Raw genomic sequence first — 18,388 nt, 5'->3', positions numbered from 1 at the left:
GGTTTCTCGGCGTTGCTGAATCTAGGTATGAAAAGCTAGAGGAGGGAGCGGGGAGCGGGGAGTCGGGAAAGAAGAATACGAGAATGAAAAATCATACTGCAATTCAGCAACGCCCGGTTTCTCTTTATAAAGAGGATACGTTATAGGTTGAAAACGGCTACCGTACTAGGCTCTCTGGTGCTAGTAGAAACCGCACAGCACAGATCTTTAACCCGAACTTGCCTCAAACCGCGATCGATTGTTATCCTGAATGTAAACAAGTGTTAAGCGATCGCCATCGAGAAGCCACCCCAAGATTCGCTGAGGATTAAAGATCGACAATGACAACAGCAGTAATAGCAGCGCGAACGACCGCAGGTGGAGACGATCCTACCAAATTCGACCCGATCGAGTCCTGGTATCCGGTATTTTATATTGAAGATCTAGATAAACTTACACCCACACCCTTTACATTACTCGATCGAGATTTAGTCATCTGGTGGGATACTCAGGCTAGTCAATGGCGAGCATTTGACGATCGCTGTCCCCATCGTCTGGCGCGACTATCCGAAGGGAGAATCGCTGAAGATGGCTTATTAGAATGTCCGTATCACGGCTGGGCATTTACAGGTAATGGTACTTGCGATCGCATCCCCCAACAATTACCAGATGCCAAAGCCGAAACCTCCCGCCGCGCCTGTGTCAAATCGCTCCCGACAGCCGTCGAACAGGGATTGCTATTTATCTACGCTGGGACGCCAGCCAGAGCCGAGCAGACACCCATCCCGTTAATTCCAGTACCGATGGTAGATGGCAAGCCGACAGATGGCTGGCTGGTACTCAATACCTTCCGCGATTTGCCATATGACGCACTCACCTTGCTCGAAAATGTCCTCGATCCGAGTCATCTACCCTATACCCATCACGGTAGCGTCGGCAAGCGATCGAATGCCAGTCCGGTAGAATTAGAAGTCACCTCATCCGATAAATTAGGATTTACCGGAACTTGGGCAGATGGGCCGCGCAAAGGTACATTAGGCAGACAGAATACTACTTTTATTGCGCCCTGTCTGATGTGGCACGAGCTGACATCCAAACAATTTGGCGAGACAATTACAGTAGTTTATGCCACGCCGAAGCGCAAAGGTGAATGTCGAATTTTTGCCAGATTTCCCTTCAAGTTCGCCAGCAAAGTTCCCGAATTTTTTATTAAAGCGACACCCGAATGGTACTCGCATATAAATAACAATGCGATCTTAGAAGACGATCAAATTTTCTTACACCATCAAGAACGTTATTTAGAACAAAGTGGTGGGAGTACTAATTTTAGTCAATCCTTTTATTTACCCACCAAAGCCGACGCCTTCGTATTTGAATATCGGCAGTGGTTGAATGATTATCGCGCCGAGCCTTTTCCGGGACAAACTTTTAAACCACCCTTAACAACCGAACGATTACTCGATCGCTATCACAGCCATACCGAACATTGTCACAGTTGCAGTACTGCTTATAAAAATATCCAAACCGCCAAAAGTGCGATCGTCATTATCGCGCTACTCGCTTGGATAAGTACGACAATATTGGGACTGACTGGCAGTGAAAATGCCCTATTTCCAGCCTTAATCTCGATCGGTATAGTCTTAGGTGGTACGCTTGGTTGGTGGGGCTTAAATCGCCTTCAAACCAAGCTAGAAAGAGGCGATCGCACTCCCGCTCGCAACCGCAAGTAGATATACTGCACTTTGATTAAAGGCAGCGACAACTGGATCTAGAGTTACTCATATTTCACTTACTTTTGCTGCACCATCGACATCAATTTCGATCGGTGCAGTTTGCTCTACGAGCATAGTACTACGCGGCAGAAATTAACCAGCCATTTCTTTCCCCACTGTCTTGTCTTGACGCACACAACCGGGATAGCGCATCAAGACAACCTCCCGGTCGTTGGCGGAGCCTTCCCGAAGGGAGCTGCTTGGTGCGCTTCCATGGTCGGGAAACCCGACCGGAGCGCATCCGCATAATCCGGGAGGAAACCTCCCGGCTGCGAGCCGCTCCCCGCTCCTCGCTCTCTCTTCTAGTTTTCCGTACCTTAATCCAGCAAAGCCTTCTAATCTTTCCTGTGGTGAAAGTGCTGCCGATCGTTCGATTAGTTGAGTTAGGTTGGGGGACATATTTTATTGCTCCACACTCGATCTATTTGCATGGGTATTATTTGAATCTACCATTATTTCAATTTCTGAGATTCGCTTTCCAATCCATTCGCTGATTGTTGGGATGACGGCATTGCCAAGGAGTTTCCCTCTACGACCGTCCAGCCGGGAGGAAACCCCATCAGCCGCTCCCACTCTGTCCAGGTCAAGTTTCTCGCCACAGAGTATCGGTCGATCTGAATGGCCGCCTTGATGTCCTCCAGTTTGGGCGCGTAGCGTGGGGCAGATGCTTTTGCCATTGTATACCCGAAGCCACCGCGACGTTGTACCACAAGCGGATTGTTTCGGAGAGCGACTTGACGAAAATCGGATCTACAGACAATCCCGTTCGTTCTGTATTGGCGGTGATGAGGTCTTGGCATGGCCATCCAGCGCGCCATAAATCAGAGGGAGGGATATCCGTTGCGATTTAAAATCTTGATAAATTAACTGAGCTTCTTCTGTAAACTGTAAAATTTCAAAATCTGCAAGCAATTTGACAGTTTCAGATAACCATCTGTACGCATTTGTTGACGATACACCTGCTTTTGCTTCTGCTACTTGGGCAAGTCTCCCACGCAACTGCTCTTCTACATTAATGGCTGTCGTTGTTAAATTCACAGAATCGACTTGCAACCGTTCGATTAGTGCTGGATGATTGCGTCCATACAAGCTGAGATGATCTGTATCCAGGATGTATAGTGTCATCGTTCATCGTCGTTAATCTCATTAGCAGCTCGACGAATTTCAGCTAATTTATCCATCCAATCATCAAAGGTTGGATCTGTCTCTAAAATACCTGCATGTTGCATTGGACTGGTATATGTTAGATTGCTCTCTTGAGGCTCATCAAGATCGATAGTTACCACTTTACCCTTAGATAACTGTGAATTCAAAGCCGCTTTGACATTGGAGATCGCTTCTAATTCGGTATAGCCATCTACCGAAACTGTCGGCATTCCAATTACTGAAGCCACAAAATGTCTCGCGGATCGACTTTCAACGAAAATTTGATACTGCATAACTATTAAGACCCGATCGGGAGTCAAATGGTCTCCACCTCTAGATTAAACCTAAATCCCGATTTTGACCATTCCGATGACTTAGGGCGAGAGCCAATATCACCATGTAAGTATCCATGTAATCGATCGACAACTCAAAGCACTAAATTCTTGTCTAGGATCTATCGCAATCACTCCCATTAATCTAACCCGATCTGACTGAGTATTAGTGTTGGTAGACGTGGAATATTAGTAAAGCCTTTATCGTTAGTCAAAAATCGATTGCAATTAAGATCGATCGAGGTAGCTGCATGGATAGCATCTGGCGTTTTTAAGTTGTGTTTAGCGCGTAGGTTAGTCGCTGATATTAATAAGCTCCTAGTTATTGGTATTAGTTCGATACCAGAATCAAAGAGTAGTTTATTATAGCTATCAATTGATTGTTCATTTTGGCTTTTGAGAGGTTTAACTAATACTTCTGTAATGATGAGTTCGCTACTAATCAGTGAAATCTCACCTTCAGCGAATTTACGCCATAAAACTTCTAGAGCTTTCCAGAATGTCAAATCTACTTCTACCGTATAAATGAGGATTGATGAGTCCAGATATACTCTACTACCCTGCGGTATATTCAATTTGTCCATGAGGCTTTTTCTTCGAGGATTTCAGCATCAATTTCTTCGGGTGTCTTGAATGATGCTTGTTGAGATCGAAGGTTTGTAATAGTTTCTAATACTGAGCTTCGTTGTCTAGTGTTAATATATTCGATGACTTGAATTTGCTCTGTTGGTGACAATCGATCGATCTCTGCCAGTACTTGTTGTAATTGAGGACTCATCTTTCTACCTCTGAATACTTGTCTCTATTTTAGCCTGTTTTTCGATTGAGGTCGAGTCTTGCTCATTGATAGGACGTTTAAATTGAATCTCTAAAAAATCAATAAACAATATAGCATCTTGATAAAGCAAATAAACTTCTTCTGCCGTCTTATCAACAGTACAATCTGCGAAATTTTGGTGAACTAATTTATTTCGTTCGCTGCCTAATGCTATAAATGAATTTATTGCGGATTTTAACTTAGGGTCATTTTCTACCTGTTTCGATCTATCTTCTTTAAAAGTGTTACCAAAGAGAGAAAAGAATTTATTGGCGTTTTTACCAGTCCAATCAAAGTAGGTATGATATTGCCTATCAATCGCTTTCTGTTTAACTATTGCAATAATGCACTCATCATTTTGTGCCTTGTACTCAATAAAAGATTGAACCATTCTGCAAATTTCATACTCGAAATAACTGGCAGCAGAAAGTAGCAAAGTTTTAGTAAAAATAGTGTTGAATTGGACAGTGAATGACGGTTCGTTTTTGTCTGTTAGAAACTTTAATATTTCTAAGTTCTCTTGATAAATTTTATCTACAATACTCTGCTTGTCCATAATAAACTAACACTGTTCACATAAAATACGTGTAGCTCTTTCTAGTCTCTTTGTAACATTTTCCTTGCTAGTAGTTTGAGACCGTATCGCATCAATAAAACCTGAATCGTTCTTCAATTTTTCTAGTTTCTCATAATCTATTTTCCCTTCAGCAAGTTTTTTGCTCTCAAAAGATCTTCTACACTGTGCAAAAAACACTGCTTCAAAGACAGAGATATTGAATTTATTAGTAGTTTTCAATTGAAATGATCTATCAGGCAGTTCTGAACAAGTTGCTAAAAAAGATTTGAATAGTTCTTCAAGATATTTTATTTGCTCATCTTTTAATCTCTTACATTCCTTTGAAAAGCTGTTAAGAAATCTAACCATAGATGATTGATATTCTTCCTTCTTCATTAACATTGCAAATCCTCTTAAAAGAATTTCGATGTCCTTCATGTTTAGATCTGGCTCTTCGACACCAATTATTTTTCTCCACTCAGGAAGAGTATTTAGCCGATACAACATGTTGTAAAAATCCGAATAATACATGCTTGTTCTAATCTCTTGAGGTTTCAAATTAATGCCTCCAGAATTCAATCTATTGAAAATTTCATGTATACAAGAATCATCCTCTTCTGGGAAGTTTTGCTTTACTATAATATTTCTCATTGTTCGCAAGTCAAATGAGATTTTATATTCATCTAATGTTGAATAGTTAATTCCGTGAAGTTTATTCGGTTGACCAGGTAATGTTGGTGGCAACTGCAAGTTGAATTTCGTAAAATAATTATCATCTCCCAAAATTTCAACTGGGATTTTTCCATTCTCCTCAAAAATGCGTCTTAAAGTGGTTCTCTTCTCATCTTTTGGAAAACGCTGCTCGATAAAGTAATAAAGAGACATTAATCTTTGTTGTCCATCTATCACCAAGAATTTATTTCTTGATTCTTGGTAAAGAAAAATTTGTGGAATTGGTAATCCAATTACTATCGATTCGATTAGTTTAGATGCTCTCTTTATATCCCAGACGTAATTACGTTGAAAGCCTGGAATATTAATAGCACCAGATTTTATGAAGTCATACATTGTCTTGATGTTGAAATCATTAGGTGATGTTGTTATTTCGTACTCATTGATTGAATATCCTTCATCAGGTTGGGGTTCACTTTCAAACCATGTCGCGAATTCATGATCCTGAGAAGCTTCAATGTTCTCACTATTTATGTTGCTTGCTAATTCTGCCATATTAAACTACTCACCATACTAAACTAAACAAGGAATAGATCGACCAATACTATTAGTCTTCCCAAATATTGACACTCGACACCACTAAGACATTAGTTAAAATGGACTCACACAACAAAAAAGGTAAAGTAGGTCAATCCACTTTACCTCACATGAGTTATGTCAGAATCTAAGCACTCACAGCCTGTTTAGCACTAGCCTCCGGTGTTTCCGCCTCCGAAGGAGGTACCAACTGCCAGAACTTAGGCAGATATTCCGTCCAGCGACTCAAGATTTCCTGTGCTTTCTGACTTCCGGTTTTCGCACCATGAGCTGCAACTAGATCCTTCAATTGCTTCTCGCCTGCGGCTGTTTGTACCCGTTGCCATTTGACGATTTCGGGGTTGATTTTGGCGATGAAGGTGTCGTCTTCATCTAAGAAGTAACCCAAACCGCCTGTCATGCCTGCGCCGACGTTGCGTCCGACTTGGCCGAGGACGACGACGACACCGCCTGTCATGTATTCGCAACAGTGATCGCCTGTGCCTTCGACTACGGCTGTGGCGCGGGAGTTGCGGACGGCGAAGCGTTCGCCTGCGCGTCCGTTGGCATATAGGTAGCCGCCTGTGGCTCCGTAGAGGCAGGTGTTGCCGATGATGACGTTGCGGCTGGTGTCGAAGATCGTGCCTGTGTAGGGTTTGATGACGATTTCGCCCCCGTTGATGCCTTTGCCTACGTAGTCGTTGCTTTCGCCTGTGAGGTTGAGGCTGACTCCTTCGTGGTTGAATGCGCCGAAGCTTTGTCCGGCGGCTCCCTCGAAGTTGAGGGTGAGTTGTCCTTCAAATGCGCTATCGCCGTATTTAGCAGCGATCGCACCAGAAATGCGCGCGCCCACAGATCGATCGGTATTGACGACGGTGTAGGATTTGGTGGCGGTGCCTTGGTTGTCGATCGCGTTCCGAATATCTACATCTGCGAGGATTTCGTCGTCTAATACGGCTCCGTTGGTATGGATATCGCCATGAACGAGGAAGGATCGATCGAGTTTGGTATCTGGCAGTTGGGTGAGGCAGTCGAGATTTATGCTCTCTAACTTGGTTAATTTGGCGCCTGGGCGCAGGGTAAATAGATCTGCACGTCCGATAAGGTCGTTGAGAGATTTGTAGCCGAGACGGGCTAAAATGCTGCGGACTTCTTCGGCAATGAATAGGAAGAAGTTAACAACTTGTTCGGGGATGCCGGGGAAGCGGGCACGGAGATCTTCTCGCTGGGAGGCGACACCGACGGGACATTTATTGGTATGACAGACTCGTGCCATAATGCAGCCTTCGGCAATCATCGCGATCGAGCCAAAGCCGTATTCTTCGGCTCCCATCAGGGCGGCGACGATAATATCCCAACCGGATTTTAATCCACCATCCACACGCAATAATACTCGATCGCGAAGTTGATTGTTCATTAGGACGCGGTGAACTTCGGTTAAACCGAGTTCCCAAGGACTGCCTGCATGTTTGATGCTGGAGAGGGGGGAGGCACCCGTACCGCCGTCGTGTCCAGAGATTTGGATGATGTCGGCGTTGGCTTTGGCGACGCCTGCGGCGATCGTGCCGATGCCAATTTCGGCGACGAGTTTGACGGAGACTTTCGCTTTGGGGTTGATTTGGTGGAGATCGTGGATGAGTTGCTCTAGATCTTCGATCGAGTAAATATCGTGGTGCGGTGGGGGTGAAATTAACATCACGCCGGGTTTGGAGCGGCGGAGCATGGCGATGTATTGGCTGACTTTTGGCCCTGGAAGTTGACCGCCTTCACCTGGTTTCGCACCCTGAGCGAGTTTGATTTCGATTTGTTTGCCGTTAATTAGGTATTGCGGGGTGACACCAAAGCGTCCCGATGCGATTTGGACGATCGCACTTTTAGCGGTGTCACCATTGCGCAAGCCTTTGAGGTGGGGCAAGATCGCGGATTTACCATCGACGGCATCGTCGATCGTTTTATACCGTACCGGATCTTCGCCGCCTTCGCCGCTATTAGATTTCGCGCCAATGCGGTTCATGGCGATGGCGAGGACTTCATGGGCTTCACGAGAGAGTGCGCCCAGAGACATGCCGCCCGTACAGAAGCGGGTGACAATCTCGCTGACAGACTCGACTTCATCGAGGGCAATCGGCTGACGATCGCTCTTGAAGTCTAATAAGTCGCGTAGGGCTGTTAAGGGACGGTCTTGGAGATACTTTTTATAAGTCTCATAGTGGTCGTAACCTTCCTGAGTCGCATAAGCATCCACGGCTTTGTGGAGAGCTTTGGCGAGTTGGGGGCTATTCATGTGGTACTCGCCACTGGGACGGTAGTTGAAGAAGCCGAGGTTTTCGAGTTTCTTGAGTTCTTTGGGGAAGGCTTTGTGATGAAAAGTCATCGTTTCTTGAGCGATATCGGCCATCGTCAAGCCACCGATGCGGGAAGTGGTGCCTTTGAAGGCGATATCTAGAACTTCGCGTCCGATCCCGATCGCTTCAAAGATTTGCGCTCCTTGATAGGATGAGAGCAAGGAAATCCCCATTTTAGAGAGGATTTTGAGCAAGCCATCTTCGATCGCTTTACGGTAGTTAGCTTGCGCTTTATCGATCGTAATCTGAAGTTCGCCCCGACCGATGGCGGCTTGGGTTTTAGAGGAATGCCACCAACTGCGAACGGATTCCCAAGCCAGATACGGACAGACGGCGGATGCCCCAAAACCGATCAGACAGGCGAAATGGTGGGTACTCCAACACTGAGCGGTATCGACGACGATCGAAGTGCGCGCGCGCAAGCCTTGCTCAGTGAGGTAATGATGCACCGCACCGACAGCGACGAGCGGGGGAATATAAGTGATTGCATCGGTTAAGCCGTCAGCCGACCAATCGCTGAGGATGAGAATTTGTTTGCCTGCATTGACAGCAGCGAGCGCGGTAGCGCACAATTTGTCGATCGCCAGTTTCAATCCGCCGACGCCATCGTTAACTGAATACAGTGTCGAAAGAAATTCACTGCCGAGGGAGGAAGTTTTAATTACTTCTAATTCCGCCTCATTTAGAATGGGACTAGTTAACTTTAACATCCCCGCATGTTCGGGTTTGGCTTCGAGTAAGTTCCCCTTTTTACCCAGGCTGACATCGAGCGACATCACTAATTTTTCGCGCAACGGGTCGATCGCGGGGTTGGTGACCTGGGCGAAGCGTTGTTTGAAATAATCGTATAGGGGATGCGCTTTTTCGGACAATACCGCCAAGGGAATATCATCGCCCATGCAGAACGTCGGCTCTTTGCCGTTTTCTGCCATGTCATTGACGATCATGGCGATGTCTTCTTCGGTGTAGCCGAATGCCGTCTGCTGATTGAGCAGATTCGACGGTTCTACTTTTAGAGTATTTTCAAACGCTTGGCTGGTTAATGTTTGACGATATTCTTTGAGCCATGCACCGTAGGGATGCGCGCGCGCGATTCGTTCTTTGACTTCCCAATTATGGAGAATCTCTTTGGTTTCTAAGTCTACGACGATCGTCTCTCCGGGGCCGAGCCGACCTTTTTCGACGATTTCCTCGACAGGTAAATCGACCACGCCAGCTTCAGAACCGACGTAGATATAGCCATCTTTGGTAATACAGTACCGCGCTGGTCGTAAGCCATTGCGATCGAGTGACGCGCCGACAACTTTACCATCGCTAAACGATAGTAAAGCTGGCCCATCCCAAGCTTCTTGCAATCCCGAATAGTATTCGTAGAAGTCCGTAATTTCGGGATATTTATCTAATTCTGGCTGATTTTTATAAGCTTCTGGTACCATAATCGCCAGCCCTTCGATCGGACTCCGACCAGAGCGGACGATCAATTCCAAGACGTTATCTAGTGTCCCCGAATCGCTATTATCGAGATTGAGAATCGGCTGTAACTCTCGCAATCTGTCGTTCCACATCGGATGATTGAGGTCGCTTTCCCGCGCCGTCATCCCGTTGATATTGCCCAACAGGGTATTGATTTCGCCATTATGTCCCAACATCCGCATCGGTTGTGCCAGCGGCCATTTAGGCAGGGTATTGGTGCTAAAGCGGCGATGATATACAGCAAATGCCGCCGTAAATTCTGGGTTAGTCAAGTCGCTATAAAACTCGCCCAATACTGCCGAGCGTACCATCCCCTTGTAGACGATCGTCCGATTGGAGAGCGAACAGATATAAAAATCATCTCCAGGCTCGATCGTCCCGTCAGCTTGGATAGCCTTAACGATCTTGCGGCGCACCAAATATAGCTGTCGCTCCAATTCATCCTCAGTGCTAGTTCCAGCGATGACTACCTGCTCGATGTATGGCTGATTTTCGCGTGCTTGAGTGCCCAATGTCTCTGGATCGACCGGAACTTCGCGCCAGCCGATTAATTCACATTGCTCTTGAGTGACGACCTCAGCAACGATCTTTTTTGCCACAGCACGTTTAGCAGCATCCTGGGGTAAAAATACCATTCCTACACCCAGCCGCGATCGATCTTTACCTTGCACTAACGGATCGAATAACGCCCAAGGAACCTGCGTCAAAATCCCCGCACCGTCGCCAGAGTCGCGATCGGCACTACAACCCCCACGATGCTCCATACAAGTCAAAGCCGTCAACGTCTGTTGAATCAGCTTGTGGCTGGTTTCTCCTGACGGACAAGCAATAAAACCCACCCCGCAAGCATCCCGTTCTTCTACCAACCAACGCGGGCCGAGATAAGGTTCTTGGTTAGCAGCAGTCGAAACAGAGGAATGGTTCATGCGCCAATGATTGTCTGAGTGGTTCATAGTTGGATAGTGCGGGCAGCGCGATAGGTGATTTAATAAGGGTGGAGCGTTTGCGGCGCATTCGATCGACAGCAGCCGCCAATGGTGACAAAATCGATAGTGCTGTTAACACGGATCTATAGCTTCTACCAGGATTTCGAGTTGATTTTATGTATAGCTGGCTACTTTGTCCGCTTTGCTAACGCTCTCGATGTAGCCGCCGAAAAATATGCGAGCTTCTAGGTACGAGTGATGGGAGTCAATCAACTGCCCGATCGCAGAGGATTTCGATCGATGAATATCTACGATTTCAACGATGATTTACTCAGGAATATCTAAAATAACAGGTCGTGAAGTTAGATGCAAATCTAGAGAGGATCTCTATTTTACAAACAATCGATTGAGTTTTGGTGCTGAGATTACCGATCGATTAGTTAGTTGGTATCGATTCGCCAGTCGGATGCGGGAACGCGCTGATAGATACTGTGCTCCCTAAACAGCATGTTGTACCCAACCATTTCCCGTCGAAGAGTCGCAGTATCCCAGTGGATGGGCTTAATTATCGCGTTTAGCTCCTGTTCGGGATAGAGTCGATCGAATTCAAACTTCTGCACCAACCACTTGAGAATAATCCAGCGTTTCTTGCGTGTAGAGGGGATTTCTCTGATGAGATCGTTCTCGACAAATGTGTTTACTCACGTATTGCATCAGTTGAAATCTACTAGTGCTTGGTGTAGACCCAGGGTACCCACAAGGGGCACCCCTACAGGTTAATTGTGTATGGGTGCCCCTTGTGGGTACCCTCAGATTTATGCTGGTACTAGTCTCTATCTATTAATGCAAGATGTGAGGTTACCAACCCCAGCTTCCAGGAGTGCCCTTAAATGGCCCGACGATATCTTTGGTAATCCAACCGCCATAGAACTCGCCAGGTTGGGGTGTTACCAACTCGCTATTGACATAACAAGCATCCATCGGCTGCGCGTAGAAAGCTAGATAATTCGCGATCGATTGAAAATTCTTGGTGGGGGTTGGATACGCCCAAGCCACGTTTTCAACGCGCTTATCGCCGACGCTGAGGTGATAATACAGAGCATTACCCTTCCACTCGCAGAAAGAACCGCGTGTCGTCGCTTGCAAATATTGCATCTGAATATCTGCGGGGGGTAAGTAATATACAGGCGGATGGCTGGTTTCGAGCACGCGATAGCCAGCAGTGGTGTCTGCGATGGTTTGACCGTTAAAGATAATCTGAATTCGTTTGCTAACAGGCTCTAAACGTGGGGGTCGCGGGTAGTCCCAGACTGATTCTTGGCCTGGCTGGGGTGGGATGCGTTGGGGCATATGTGGGGAGGGAGAGAGGGGGCGACTGGGGGACGGGGAGACGGGGGGACTGGGAGAAGTTAATCCTCAAGCCTAAAGCCTAAAGCCTATTCACTTTGCGCTAACAAAGATCGAAAGGCTGGATCGTCTGGACTGACGCGGATACAACGACACCAATGTACCAAATCGAGATTGAATTTGCGAGCGATTTGTAGGAGTAGCTCGATCGATTCTACGCTTGCGGATATATTGGAATCTTGACCGATCGCAATTACTTGTACTCTGCCATTTGGAGCTATTCCATATACAGAAAAGTCATCATTTAATGTCAATGAATAACCGTCAGTAATTAGCGATCGCGAGCCATGGTAAGTTATGCCTGTAGATTTATTGGGTACTTTCAATAAACTTGCTAAATGAGGCAAGGCAATATTGCTGGCGATCGGGATTTCTGGTTTCTTGCGAATGTGCATTTCTCGCCAGCCCACTCCTACAGCGGCATTTTCATTAATGAGTCGAATTTTCGCAATTTCCTTATCAACCTTATCGGCTAGTTTATTAGAAATTAATTCAAATTGCCGCCAATCATCTTCAGCAATTGTCAATTCATCACCGGAAATATCTCGATCGTTTACTTCTGGAATCGGATCGCAGATTGAAGGGAGGCTGTAGAGAATATCGTGGGGATTAACCATTTCTATTCGACGAATCCACAAGATCAATGTTTTGGATTTCGTGTACTGAGCGCGAGTTTTTGGTCGCGCATTCAGGACATTCCAATCTGCGCCACTAAGGTTGATAATGGTGTCTCGCTCGAATGAATCTGGCAGATTATTAGCTGGTATTTGGGTAACACCGATCGATTCATCAGTAGCATCATCAATAAATGTGACTTCGATATTTAAGCTGAAGGATGTCATGACTTTACCAAGAAAATGGGTCTCAAGCCCAGCAGGTCAGAGCGGATATCTCGACCATCATTACATCTCTAATTTTACTGTCGATCGCTACCATATACTGGCGGTAGGTAATCACGATCGTCGATCGACAAATCCTTGAAAATCTAAAATATCGAATCCAGGCTGATAGGCATTGGCATCGAAATTCTCATTAATATTTTCCTCGCGAAAGAGTCTCAACAGGCAATCGGCTTCTGCGGTTTCCTTGGCAAGTTTTTCTTCAAGGGAAAGAGAATCGCTCCATTTAACTCTAGCATTTGCCTCCGCTCTGGTTTTGCTGGGCGCACCGATCCCCCAGACGGCTCCATTAATAGGATCGTAATAGGTGCCGATGTACCGCAGCGTCAACGAAATTCGCAGTGCATCCGTGCTGTCGCTCCCCAGTTGTTTGATACCGTGATAGAACTTTTGGTTGCTCTCTAAGTTCAACATAAACAACGAGCCGTGGGGTAACGGCAGTTTTTGGGGTACCGTTCCTTTGGTTGTTTTCGATCGAAATAACATCGAGCGCGTGGCTCCCAGCGAGACGTTGACAATCAAAGAAGGACGCATCACATCCAGCGTTTTATCCGCATGTTCGCCGATAAAATCGCGCCCGTTGCGATAGAGTTGAATCAAACAATGATTTAATGGATGACCGATGCGACCTTCCACCTCTTGTCGAATCGCATCAACAGTCGGCGTCCAGTAGGTTAAAGGGGGCTGCTCGTCTGCTGGGTGGCGGTACAAGGGTTCGACGCCATCGGCTTCCTTCATGCCTTGGAGCGCAATCAGACGCGGTACCGCGCTACCGCGATGAATCATGTGATGCCAAGCCACCTCATCGTGCAGAGTCTCGAATGTACTCTCATCAATGCAAGACGAGAGAGCCGCACAATCCAAACTACTATCGCCAGCAATACCGCTCAGTCGGACTGGATTGCTTTCGGAGAGCAGTTCTCCCCAGTGTCTGGTGGTACCGCCGAGTTTTTCCAGTTCGCGAATTGCCAGTAGGTGTTTACCTGGCGTGCTGGCAGAAGTAGCTTCTTCTAAAATCTCTACCTGATAGCCCAAGCGCAGCGCAGACTTGGCAGTCTGAAACACACACACATTCGTCGGGACGCCACAAATAGACAGTTTGGTAATTTGCTTTGCTTGTAACCATTCGTGCAATGTCGTCCGATTCTCATTCTGAGAGGCTACGCCAACGAAAGCATCGTACCAATATTTGACGATCGCAAGTTCATCATCCGTTCTTTGCTCAAAAGCACTTTGCAAAGCCGGAACGATTTTGCTACCCCAAGTATCTTTGACACAACAAAACTTCCCAATGTGGGTTTTACCTTGGAGTTCTTCAGGCTCTCCAGTGACTTCGCCATAATTAGAAGCAATCCACACTACCTGTCGCTGTTGTTGTCGTGCGGCTTGTACCAACCAATTGACAGCATCGCAGAGTTGTTGGGGTTCGATATGCCACTTACTAAAAGCACCGTCCTGGGATAAGAAATCGTTCTGAAGATCGACAATTAAAAGAGCGGAAAGAGATTTCATCAATCTTATTTTTCGCTAGAGTTATTATAGCTAGCTTACTTATTATATAACTCGATCTCACAGTCAATTGGATATCGATCGCAATGATATGAAAATTCTCAAAGTGGGCATAGTAACAAAGGTAGCCTCATCCTCTTCCTTACTATGACGATCGAGCGACCGAGTCCAGATATTCTAGTCTTCAATCCTCCACCTCAATTGACTAAAGACTTCCGAATAGTACATCGATCGCTAATAGTTTTACGTACCATTGCACTTGTTGTAGGATAGTTATTTATATAGCGATCGCGCATTTGCTAAACATCAGTTAGGTAGGAAGGAAGAAGCAATCGCCGACGATCGACAGGCATTACAAATTGCTCAAAAAGAGGAAAAAGCAGATCGGGTAAAATCTATAAAGATTTCGATCGAAGATATTCAAAATGAGCCACAGCGTTTAGCGATCGCTACTTTTCTGACATTGGCATTAACCGGAGCTAGTTATGGCGGCTTATTGGCGATCGATCGTAGCAATGAGGCTAAATATTTAGCACAGTTTCAAGATTAAAGGTATGTGGGAACATTAGATTCCTCAATACGCAACCTATCAAAAAAAATCCCCTCTTGGGAGGGGTGCCCGTAGGGCGGGGTGGGTAGATCCTCACTATTTACCAATCCGTCTTCGATCGAATTTAGCACTCTTAAATCGAGGATAATTTGACGTTGATGGTCATGTTAGATTATTGGTAATTAGTATAGATGGCGAACCCACCCCGCCCGATGGGCACCCCTCCTAGGAGGGGATTTTTAGGCGATTGGTTAGTATTTAATGCGTGGATCGATCCAGGCGTTGATGAGATCGATGAGGATACTGGCAATTACCACGATCGCGGCAAAGAAGACCATAATACCTTGGACTGTGGGATAATCCCGATTGGAGATGGCTTCGTATAATTGACTTGCCAATCCCGGCCAAGAAAAGGTAACTTCGGTGAGTACCGCACCACCCAAGAGAGAAGCAGTGGTCAAACCCAAGACGGTAATGACTGGAATCATTGCATTTTTGAGCGAATGAGAGATCAGAATCTTCTGTTCGGGAATACCTCTGGCTCTGGCGGCTTCGACATATTCGGCTTTCATACTTTGCTTGAGATTCACTCGCACGATTCGCTCGAAGATGCCGCTAAGTAGAACGCCTAGTGTCAGACATGGTAAAGCCAGATGATGCAGCGAGACAAAAAAGCTGCCCAGGTCGAAGTGCAATAAACTATCGATCGAATATAGTCCGGTAATTTTGGCTGGCGGTGTTAAGTTTGCCGGAAATCTCCCACCGAGGGGGAAAATACGTAATTGCACGGCAAAGACTAATTGCAATAACATCCCCACCCAAAAAATCGGCAAGGAATAGCTAATTATCCCAAATAATCTCCCGCTGGCTTCGGAAACCGTACCGGGACGAGATGCCGAAATCGTGCCGACAGTGACGCCGACGATAAAAGCGACTAACATACTGCCGATCGCAAGTTCTAATGTAGCTGGAAAGTTTTCGCGAATTACATCTACAACATATTTCCCAGAACTAGTAATCGATTTACCAAAGTCTCCCTGGAGGAGATTGAATAAGTAGCTAAAATACTGTACATATATCGGTCGATTTAGTCCTAATTGTTCTCTTAATTCTGCTTTGACTGCTTCTGAGGCACGATTGCCTAAAAAGGCATCTGCCGGATCGCCAGGTGTGGCTTTGAGCAAGAAAAAGACTAGGGTAACGATCGTCCATAACATCAAGGGAGCTAGGAGCAACCGCGCAGTCAGGTAGTATTGGAGGGCTTTGGAGCGGGACATAAGGTTTAGTTGATAGTTGATAGTTGATAGTTGATGGTTTTAGATATTTTTAGATGTTTTAATGATGGAAATTAGTAGTTTAATTAGCTCTTCTACGTCCGCATGGATAGATTCATAGCTTTTTTCTTCGATATAGTCAGAATGAAATAAAAGATCTAGCCAATATTCTGTCTCTTTAGCTTCTTTGAGAGCAATTGCCAACTTATGAATAAAATCTGCCTTGCTCTCACCTTGCTCAGCTTCTCTAATCAATGCTCCAATTGCTGTACCGCTTCGCAGCACTTGCTTGCTTAAAACATATTCTCTTTTTTGCTCTGTCAGATATTTGTATGATTTTATTATTCGTAATGCGAAATTAAATGATTTATCTCTAACAATATATTTACTCACTACTTATCAACTATCAACTATCAACTATCAACTATACCCCTACTTCTTCATTTGCGAATACAACAAATTCTGAAGCGGATCGAGCTGGATGCCGCTCATGCCTTTTTTGGCGAAGACAAAATCTTTGGTTTGCCAGAGGGGAATTAGGGGGACATCTTGTTGAATGAGGGTTTGAATATCAGCGTAGATTTGTTTGCGTTTGGTGGGGTCTGTTTCTTTGCCTTGGGCGGTAAGGAGTTGATTCATCCGATCGCTATAATAAAATGAGCCTTGCGATTGACTGCTGCCCTCTTCGCAGCCTTTAGCCACCGAGCCTTTGGGACATTCGAGGAAAGGTTGGACGAAGTTGTCGGGATCGAGAAAGTCGGGGTACCAGTCTTGGAGGGTGGCTGGATAAATATTCTTACTGGCGTATTTAAAGAACGATGCCGACTCGATCGTGTTGGGTTCGATCTCTAGCATCCCGCCCAATTTTTGCTTGGCATAGGCGCGTAGAAAGCCCGACGTGAGGCGGCGCGGGGTGGAACCGGAGGGATACCAGATTTGGATTTTGGCGGGGTTCTGAGGCGAAAATCCGGCTTGGGTGAGGAGTTGTTTGGCTTTGGCGATATTACCATCGCCATATGCGTTTTTAAAAACTGGTTGGGAGACGCTAAAGGTGCTGGGTAAGATGCTGTATAAGGGGCTGCCCTGGCCGTACAAGACGCGTTCGTTGATGGTGGGTCGATCGATTAAGGCGGCGAGTGCTTGACGGACTAGGGGGTTATCTAGGGGCTTCTGGAGGACGTTGAGGATCAGATAACTAGTCACGCTACCATCGATCGCGATCGATTGCCATTTGCCTGCTTTGGCTCCTTCTTCCAGACTTTTAACCTGATCGGGTTCGAGAGATTGGAAGGCGACATCGACGGCTCCGGTGCGGAAGGAGTTATAGAGATTGGCGGAATTGCTGTTGAAAATCTGGAGATTGACGCCGCGATTGAGTGGTTTGGCACCCCAATAGCGATCGAATGCGGTTAATTTTACCCGATCGGTACCATATTCTGTAAGTTTGTAAGGCCCCGTGCCGACAAAGGTATTAGCTTCAAATTGATTTTTACCAATTTTATAAGCTTTAGGAGATACCGCACATGTGCCAGGAAATGCCAAGACTGAAGCCAGGGCACTAAAGGGTTTTTTGAGTTTAATAGTCAGTTCATAAGTTCCAGTGGCGGTAATTGTCTCGATTCGATCGGATAATAGGGATGATGGTTTACCTTTATTTTGAATGAACCGTTGCAGCGAAAAAGCCATCGCAGCGGCATTAAACGGTGTGCCATCGTGAAAGACGACTCCCTGCCGCAAGGGAATGGTATAAGTCAAACCATCGGGACTAACTGTAGGTAATGTGATGGCTAGCTGGGGCTTGAGTTCGGTGCTACCCGGATCGTAAGTATACAACCTGTCGCTCAAATTCCGAATCAAGGCGATCGATCTCAGTTCGTAAGCATCCGCAGGATCGAGGGTGCGCGGTTTTTGCGTCGTCCCCACCGTAATTCTACCTTCATCGCTACTGGCGATCGCCGTTGGCGAATTATTGCTGCTTTGCGAGCAACTCGTTACCAACAGTAGCGCGATCGAAACTAAGCTAACATGACGCCATCTATTCATAGATGTAAGTAATTACCATAATAATTTAAGAGCCGATCGCCTTTACGGCAGCCTCTCTCTAGACACGGCCTTTGGATCGAGAGCATCGTCACAAGCTGCCAATTAGCTAACG

16 protein-coding genes are annotated in these 18,388 nt (G+C 46.0%); 1 reads left to right on the top strand and 15 read right to left on the bottom strand.

Annotation, left to right across the window (positions count from 1 at the left end):
- Window positions 1-320 precede the first annotated feature (320 nt).
- Window positions 321-1,709: an aromatic ring-hydroxylating dioxygenase subunit alpha gene (locus CHA6605_RS23255; RefSeq protein ID WP_015161819.1), complete on the top strand. Its 1,389-nt coding sequence runs from the start codon at window positions 321-323 to the stop codon at window positions 1,707-1,709.
- Window positions 1,710-1,844: 135 nt separating this feature from the next.
- Here the strand turns inward: CHA6605_RS23255 and CHA6605_RS23250 are convergent, their stop codons facing one another.
- The 15 genes from CHA6605_RS23250 to CHA6605_RS23175 form a co-directional block, all read right to left on the bottom strand.
- Entirely contained in the window at window positions 1,845-2,150 is a 306-nt protein-coding gene (locus tag CHA6605_RS23250) for a hypothetical protein (RefSeq protein WP_015161818.1), read from the bottom strand.
- Window positions 2,151-2,501: 351 nt separating this feature from the next.
- The gene (locus CHA6605_RS23240) at window positions 2,502-2,876 is read right to left on the bottom strand and encodes a type II toxin-antitoxin system VapC family toxin (protein WP_015161817.1); all 375 of its coding nucleotides are present in this window, start codon (window positions 2,874-2,876) and stop codon (window positions 2,502-2,504) included.
- Window positions 2,873-3,145 (bottom strand): type II toxin-antitoxin system HicB family antitoxin, encoded by a 273-nt coding sequence (locus CHA6605_RS23235; protein ID WP_232432125.1) that lies wholly within the window; start codon window positions 3,143-3,145, stop codon window positions 2,873-2,875. Before CHA6605_RS23235 ends, CHA6605_RS23240 begins: the two co-directional genes overlap by 4 nt.
- A gap of 224 nt (window positions 3,146-3,369) precedes the next feature.
- Complete coding sequence (locus CHA6605_RS23230; RefSeq protein ID WP_015161815.1) at window positions 3,370-3,813, bottom strand: type II toxin-antitoxin system VapC family toxin; 444 nt, start codon at window positions 3,811-3,813, stop codon at window positions 3,370-3,372.
- Window positions 3,801-4,007: a hypothetical protein gene (locus tag CHA6605_RS23225; protein WP_015161814.1), complete on the bottom strand. Its 207-nt coding sequence runs from the start codon at window positions 4,005-4,007 to the stop codon at window positions 3,801-3,803. Before CHA6605_RS23225 ends, CHA6605_RS23230 begins: the two co-directional genes overlap by 13 nt.
- Window positions 4,008-4,011: 4 nt before the next feature.
- On the bottom strand, window positions 4,012-4,602 hold the full coding sequence (locus tag CHA6605_RS23220) for a HEPN domain-containing protein (protein ID WP_015161813.1): 591 nt from the start codon (window positions 4,600-4,602) through the stop codon (window positions 4,012-4,014).
- Window positions 4,603-4,608: 6 nt separating this feature from the next.
- On the bottom strand, window positions 4,609-5,829 hold the full coding sequence (locus CHA6605_RS23215; protein WP_015161812.1) for a GmrSD restriction endonuclease domain-containing protein: 1,221 nt from the start codon (window positions 5,827-5,829) through the stop codon (window positions 4,609-4,611).
- A gap of 169 nt (window positions 5,830-5,998) precedes the next feature.
- Window positions 5,999-10,594 (bottom strand): glutamate synthase-related protein, encoded by a 4,596-nt coding sequence (locus tag CHA6605_RS23210; protein ID WP_198288391.1) that lies wholly within the window; start codon window positions 10,592-10,594, stop codon window positions 5,999-6,001.
- 440 nt (window positions 10,595-11,034) lie between these two features.
- On the bottom strand, window positions 11,035-11,259 hold the full coding sequence (locus CHA6605_RS33170; RefSeq protein ID WP_269744613.1) for a DUF2087 domain-containing protein: 225 nt from the start codon (window positions 11,257-11,259) through the stop codon (window positions 11,035-11,037).
- A gap of 193 nt (window positions 11,260-11,452) precedes the next feature.
- A complete protein-coding gene (locus CHA6605_RS23200; RefSeq protein WP_015161810.1) occupies window positions 11,453-11,944 on the bottom strand; it encodes a DUF427 domain-containing protein in 492 nt (163 codons plus the stop codon).
- Window positions 11,945-12,030: 86 nt separating this feature from the next.
- Window positions 12,031-12,843, bottom strand: a complete 813-nt coding sequence (locus CHA6605_RS23195) for a hypothetical protein (RefSeq protein WP_015161809.1) — start codon at window positions 12,841-12,843, stop codon at window positions 12,031-12,033.
- 111 nt (window positions 12,844-12,954) lie between these two features.
- Window positions 12,955-14,412, bottom strand: a complete 1,458-nt coding sequence (locus tag CHA6605_RS23190) for an isochorismatase family protein (RefSeq protein WP_015161808.1) — start codon at window positions 14,410-14,412, stop codon at window positions 12,955-12,957.
- 798 nt (window positions 14,413-15,210) lie between these two features.
- Window positions 15,211-16,236 (bottom strand): ABC transporter permease, encoded by a 1,026-nt coding sequence (locus CHA6605_RS23185; protein ID WP_015161807.1) that lies wholly within the window; start codon window positions 16,234-16,236, stop codon window positions 15,211-15,213.
- 39 nt (window positions 16,237-16,275) lie between these two features.
- A complete protein-coding gene (locus tag CHA6605_RS23180) occupies window positions 16,276-16,626 on the bottom strand; it encodes a four helix bundle protein (RefSeq protein WP_015161806.1) in 351 nt (116 codons plus the stop codon).
- A gap of 39 nt (window positions 16,627-16,665) precedes the next feature.
- Window positions 16,666-18,276 carry an ABC transporter substrate-binding protein gene (locus CHA6605_RS23175; protein WP_015161805.1) on the bottom strand — a complete coding sequence of 537 codons (1,611 nt, stop codon included), beginning with the start codon at window positions 18,274-18,276 and terminating at the stop codon, window positions 16,666-16,668.
- Window positions 18,277-18,388 lie beyond the last annotated feature (112 nt).

Source organism: Chamaesiphon minutus PCC 6605 (assembly GCF_000317145.1).
Classification (GTDB): Bacteria; Cyanobacteriota; Cyanobacteriia; order Cyanobacteriales; family Chamaesiphonaceae; genus Chamaesiphon; species Chamaesiphon minutus.
The sequence above is the reverse complement of the archived record's forward strand: the minus strand, read 5'-3'. Positions and strand labels throughout refer to the sequence as shown.

Bases quoted from the DNA above. Each gene is read 5' to 3' on its own strand.
- CHA6605_RS23255 (WP_015161819.1), top strand. From the start codon at position 321: ATGACAACAGCAGTAATAGCAGCGCGAACGACCGCAGGTGGAGACGAT.
- CHA6605_RS23250 (WP_015161818.1), bottom strand. From the start codon at position 2,150: ATGTCCCCCAACCTAACTCAACTAATCGAACGATCGGCAGCACTTTCA.
- CHA6605_RS23240 (WP_015161817.1), bottom strand. From the start codon at position 2,876: ATGACACTATACATCCTGGATACAGATCATCTCAGCTTGTATGGACGC.
- CHA6605_RS23230 (WP_015161815.1), bottom strand. From the start codon at position 3,813: ATGGACAAATTGAATATACCGCAGGGTAGTAGAGTATATCTGGACTCA.
- CHA6605_RS23225 (WP_015161814.1), bottom strand. From the start codon at position 4,007: ATGAGTCCTCAATTACAACAAGTACTGGCAGAGATCGATCGATTGTCA.
- CHA6605_RS23220 (WP_015161813.1), bottom strand. From the start codon at position 4,602: ATGGACAAGCAGAGTATTGTAGATAAAATTTATCAAGAGAACTTAGAA.
- CHA6605_RS23215 (WP_015161812.1), bottom strand. From the start codon at position 5,829: ATGGCAGAATTAGCAAGCAACATAAATAGTGAGAACATTGAAGCTTCT.
- CHA6605_RS23210 (WP_198288391.1), bottom strand. From the start codon at position 10,594: ATGAACCATTCCTCTGTTTCGACTGCTGCTAACCAAGAACCTTATCTC.
- CHA6605_RS23200 (WP_015161810.1), bottom strand. From the start codon at position 11,944: ATGCCCCAACGCATCCCACCCCAGCCAGGCCAAGAATCAGTCTGGGAC.
- CHA6605_RS23195 (WP_015161809.1), bottom strand. From the start codon at position 12,843: ATGACATCCTTCAGCTTAAATATCGAAGTCACATTTATTGATGATGCT.
- CHA6605_RS23190 (WP_015161808.1), bottom strand. From the start codon at position 14,412: ATGAAATCTCTTTCCGCTCTTTTAATTGTCGATCTTCAGAACGATTTC.
- CHA6605_RS23185 (WP_015161807.1), bottom strand. From the start codon at position 16,236: ATGTCCCGCTCCAAAGCCCTCCAATACTACCTGACTGCGCGGTTGCTC.
- CHA6605_RS23175 (WP_015161805.1), bottom strand. From the start codon at position 18,276: ATGAATAGATGGCGTCATGTTAGCTTAGTTTCGATCGCGCTACTGTTG.